At 68.1% G+C, this 4,135-nt stretch carries 7 protein-coding genes; 2 read left to right on the top strand and 5 right to left on the bottom strand.

Annotation, left to right across the window (positions count from 1 at the left end):
* Both ABSF49_RS21590 and ABSF49_RS21595 read right to left on the bottom strand, forming a co-directional pair.
* Positions 1–269: type II toxin -antitoxin system TacA 1-like antitoxin (locus ABSF49_RS21590; RefSeq protein ID WP_424114687.1), on the bottom strand; the 269-nt coding region annotated here is incomplete at its 3' end.
* 75 nt (positions 270–344) lie between these two features.
* On the bottom strand, positions 345–1,121 hold the full coding sequence (locus ABSF49_RS21595; RefSeq protein ID WP_424114688.1) for an NAD(P)H-dependent oxidoreductase: 777 nt from the start codon (positions 1,119–1,121) through the stop codon (positions 345–347).
* 109 nt (positions 1,122–1,230) lie between these two features.
* Here ABSF49_RS21595 and ABSF49_RS21600 point away from each other — a divergent pair, with 109 nt between their 5' ends.
* Positions 1,231–1,818 (top strand): TetR/AcrR family transcriptional regulator, encoded by a 588-nt coding sequence (locus ABSF49_RS21600; RefSeq protein WP_424114689.1) that lies wholly within the window; start codon positions 1,231–1,233, stop codon positions 1,816–1,818.
* 19 nt (positions 1,819–1,837) lie between these two features.
* The gene (locus ABSF49_RS21605; RefSeq protein WP_424114690.1) at positions 1,838–3,037 is read left to right on the top strand and encodes a nitroreductase family protein; all 1,200 of its coding nucleotides are present in this window, start codon (positions 1,838–1,840) and stop codon (positions 3,035–3,037) included.
* On the opposite strand, the gene arfB is transcribed toward ABSF49_RS21605, so the two are convergent.
* From arfB to ABSF49_RS21620, 3 genes are all read right to left on the bottom strand, one after another.
* A complete protein-coding gene (arfB, locus tag ABSF49_RS21610; protein WP_424114691.1) occupies positions 3,034–3,447 on the bottom strand; it encodes an alternative ribosome rescue aminoacyl-tRNA hydrolase ArfB in 414 nt (137 codons plus the stop codon). The two genes, ABSF49_RS21605 and arfB, sit on opposite strands and share 4 nt — an antisense overlap.
* A 19-nt stretch (positions 3,448–3,466) precedes the next feature.
* Positions 3,467–3,778: a helix-turn-helix domain-containing protein gene (locus ABSF49_RS21615; protein ID WP_424114692.1), complete on the bottom strand. Its 312-nt coding sequence runs from the start codon at positions 3,776–3,778 to the stop codon at positions 3,467–3,469.
* A 22-nt stretch (positions 3,779–3,800) separates the two neighbouring features.
* Positions 3,801–4,135, bottom strand: a 335-nt coding sequence (locus ABSF49_RS21620; RefSeq protein ID WP_424114693.1) for a type II toxin-antitoxin system RelE/ParE family toxin, incomplete at its 5' end; no start/stop codon positions are given.

The raw sequence follows: 4,135 nt of genomic DNA on the forward strand, positions 1-4,135 counted from the left end.
GGCGCCGGGCGCTTCAACGCCGCGACCATTTCGGGCGCCGCCTCGGCGGGCGCCGCAATCGCCGCCTGAAACTCGGCGAAGCCCCTCTCGCTCATGCGCACCGGACCATTCTCCAGCAGCGCCGCCTCCGCCGCGCGCACGGCGGCCTCCCGCACGAAGTCCGTGCGCGAACGTCCGCGCAACGCCGCCGCACGATCGATCACGGCGACGTCGGCCTCGGGCAAACGCATCGACAGCGGATAGACTTTTCGGCGCGCGGGTCGGCTCATCGCATGACGCTCCATTGCGACTCAATCTAGCGCTTTGTAGCGCATTCTGCAATACAAAGCGCCTCGCGGCCCAGCTCACTCCAACTCGAGGCGCCGTCTTCTGCGGACGAACGGCGAATGGACCGGGGCGCCGGCGATTATGCGGCCGTCCTCGCCCCACTCCGCCATGCGGTTGAACGGGATCACGGCGCGCTCGGCGACGCGCGGCAGCGTGGCGCGGAAGTCGGCGACGATTGCCTTCAGCCGCGCTTCGACGGCCGCCGGGTCGGAATAGCGCAGGCCCGCCTCGACGCCATAGGCGACGAACGGCGCCAGCACTTCGTAACCGAGATAGGCCAGCGTGAAGTTCACCGGCCACAGCATCAACTCGATGTCGCCCGAGCGCCCGTCGTGCTCGTAGGTGCTGCGGCTGGCGCCGACCGTCACCGACAGCATCGCGCGCTTGCCGACGAAGCGGCCTTTTTCGAACCGCTTCCTGCTGGTGTAGGCCTCGCCGTAGGCGAGCGTGCGGTCGAACCAGCCCTTCATCATCGCCGGCGGCAGATGCCACCACATCGGATATTGCAGCACCAGCAAGTCCGCCCGGTCCAGCAGCGCCAGTTCGTCGGTCACGACCTTCGGCAGAGCGCCGACTTCGCTGGCGTGACGTTGCTCGGACTGCGGATCGAAGCGCGCGGGATCGCCGCGATCGGCGAAATGCTCGGGGCGCTCGCACGGATCGAAGCCCATGGCGTAAAGGTCGGAAGCCGAGACGGTCCAGCCTTCCGCTTCGAGCGCCGCCGATCCGGAGCGGACGAGATGGGCGTTGAAAGACTGCGGTTCAGGGTGCGCGAGAACGAAGTGAGCGTGCATGACGCCTTCATACGCGCCGAGACTTCCGAGGACGAGGGGGGCAGACGTGGACAGCGGAGCGGCGTGACCGCTTTTGACAAGCTGCGCTTCCTTCGCTATATGTCACCGAATGGTGACAACGCCCTCCAACCCGACCCGGGACTCCGACGCGATGCGGGCGCGCATTCTGGCGGCGGTCGGCGCGCTCATCGCGCACGACGGGCTCGCCGGCGTCGGCGTCAATGCGCTGGCGCGCGCGGCCGGCTGCGACAAGGTGCTGATCTACCGCTATTTCGGCGACCTCGACGGCGTCTATGCCGCCTATGCCGCCAAGAGCGATTTCTGGTGGACGGTCGAGGACCTGACCGAAGGGCTCGACCCGTCGCGAACGTCCTTGGCGGAAGCGTTGAAGACGATGCTTCGCCGCCACGCCGAGGCCTTGCGTTCGCGGCCGATCACTTTGGCCGTTCTCGCCGCCGAACTGACCAACCGCACCGCGCTGGTGGTGGCGCTCGAGGCCGTGCGCGAACGCCGCGCGCTGCAGGCCTCGGCCTGGATCGGCGAACACTATCGGCTGCCGCCCGGCCTGGATGTCGCAGCGATCAGCATGCTGATTGGCGTTGCGATCAACTATCTCGCCGTTCGCGCCCGGACGCTGAGCGTGATGCGCTTGCGCCCGAGGTTTGATTTTTTTGCCCGCCTTGTCACCAATCGGTGACGAACAGATGGAGATGACAATGAGCCAATTCGCTTCCAACCGCCGCGACATCCTGCGCGCCGGCGGCGCCACGCTCTTTCTCGCTTTTGCAGGAGGAAAGCTGCGCGCCGCCGATGCCGCTGGCCGCCCGTTGCCCGAAGGCGACGCTTACGCGCCCTGGACGCTGTGGAACGACCCGTCGATCCGCAACACGCCGCTGGCGCTGGTCGCCGCCGGCGTGATCGCCGCCAACCCGCACGATACGCAGCCGTGGCTATTCGCGGTCGGCGACGACACGATCGAGATCTATGCCGATGCGTCGCGCAATCTCGGCGCAATGGACGCCTGCCTCCGCGAGCTGCATCTCGGGCTCGGCTGCGCGATCGAGAACATGCTGACCGCGGCGGGCGCCAATGGCTACGCGGCGCAACTGGAGACGGCGCCGGGTTCGCTCATCGACCTGACCGAGCGCAATCAGCCGGTCCTCGCGGCGAGGCTGCGGCTGAAGCGGATCGCCGCGGCCGCCCCCGACCCGCGCGCCGCCGCGATTCCCCTTCGCCACACCAACCGCTACGCCTACGATCCCGCGAGGGCGCCGACCGCCGAATGGCGCGACTTCGCGCGCGCGCTCGGCGCCGACGGCGAGGTCAAGGTGCTGCTGTTCGACGCCGGCTCGCCGCAGCGCCGGCTCTTCGATGCCGCCGTCGTCGAGGCGACGGAGGCGATCATCGCCGACAAGCCGATGATCGCCGACAGCGACCGCTGGTTCCGCGACTCCGCGCGCGAGATCGACGTCCATCGCGACGGGCCGACGCTCGACGCCGCCGGCCTCTCGACCTTCACCTTGATCTTCGCGCATCTGTTTTCGGTGTCGGCCGAGACCAGCCATAAGGCCTGGCTCGACCAGACCCGCGACGTCCAGCTCCCGACTGCGCCGGTCGCCGGACTGATCGCCGTGCGCGACCGCTATGACCGCCCTGGCGCGATCGCCGCCGGTCGCGCCTGGCAGCGCCTCCATCTCGACGCGACCCTGCGCGGCATGGCGCTGCAGCCGCTCAACCAGCCGATCGAGATGATCGACCGCGAACGCCAGACCGGCGCAGGCGCGACTTGGGCCCGGCGCATCGCCGGCCTGACCGGCGACGACTGGCAAGCGACGTTCTCGTTTCGCGCCGGGTTTTCGTCGACCACGGCGAGCCCGAGCCCGCGCCGCAGGCTCCGCGACGTGGTGAGGAGCTAATCCGTCCCCGCCTTGCCCCTCAGCGCCTTGATCACGCCGCGGCGGCTCTTTTCGTCGAGGCGGCGCGTCTTCGACGCCTTGGTCGGCTTGGTCGGGCGGCGCGGTTTTTCGCGATGCTGAGCCTGAACGATCAGCGCGGCGAGGCGCGCGCGCGCGTCCTCGCGGTTGCGCGGCTGGCTGGCGAAGCGCTGGGCGAAGATCACGATCACGCCGTCTTGCGTCGCGCGCGCGCCGGCGAGCTTGATCAGCTTGATCGCGACGTCGTTGGGCAGGCTCGGCGACCGGCGCGCGTCGAAGCGCAGCTCGACCGCGCTCGCCACCTTGTTGACGTTCTGCCCGCCGGGGCCGGACGACCGCACGAAATTCTCGACGATCTCGCCCTCGTCGATGAAGAGATCGCCGACTTTCATGAACCGAGGCCGCCGCCGATCACGCTGCGATCACCGAGACGCGACCCGCCCCGCGCGAGCGCGGCTTCTTCTTGATGGTGATCTCGACGTCGCGGTCGAGCGCGGTCAGAAAGATCATCAGGCGCTCGACCGAGAAACCGTCGAGCTTGTAATTGGCGAGCGCAGAGACCTTCGGCTGACCGACGCCGAGCCGAGTCGCCGCCTCTCCTTGGCTTAGCCGCTTGGCGGCGACGATTTCGTTGATCGCATAAGCGAGGCGCAGTTTGGTCTGCCGCTCCTCGGCGTCGGCGTAGCCGAGGTCGGCGAATACGTTGCCGCTGCCGCGGGTCACGGTCTCGTCCGCGGCGGACGGACTAGCTGCGCGTCGGTTTGCCATAACGGGCCTCATAATCCTCTTGCGCGACCCTCAATCGCCGCGCCACGAGTTCGACGTCGGGGCGCGCGGTCTTGATCCCTTTGGGCGACTTCTTCTGAAACGCGTGCAGGACGTAGACGACCTCACGAAAGCGAACCACGTAGACCGCCCGATAGGTGTCGCCCGAATCGTCTTCGACGATCTCGAAAACGCCCGGGCCCTGCCCTTTCCACGGCTTGGCGGAAGGATGCTTGCCGCCAAACTGGGCGACACCTAGCGCCACGCCCATTTCATCCTTCACCTGGGGCGGGAAGCCGAGAAAGTCCCTTTTCG

Source organism: Roseiarcus sp. (genome assembly GCF_049514155.1).
Lineage (GTDB): Bacteria > Pseudomonadota > Alphaproteobacteria > Rhizobiales > Beijerinckiaceae > Roseiarcus.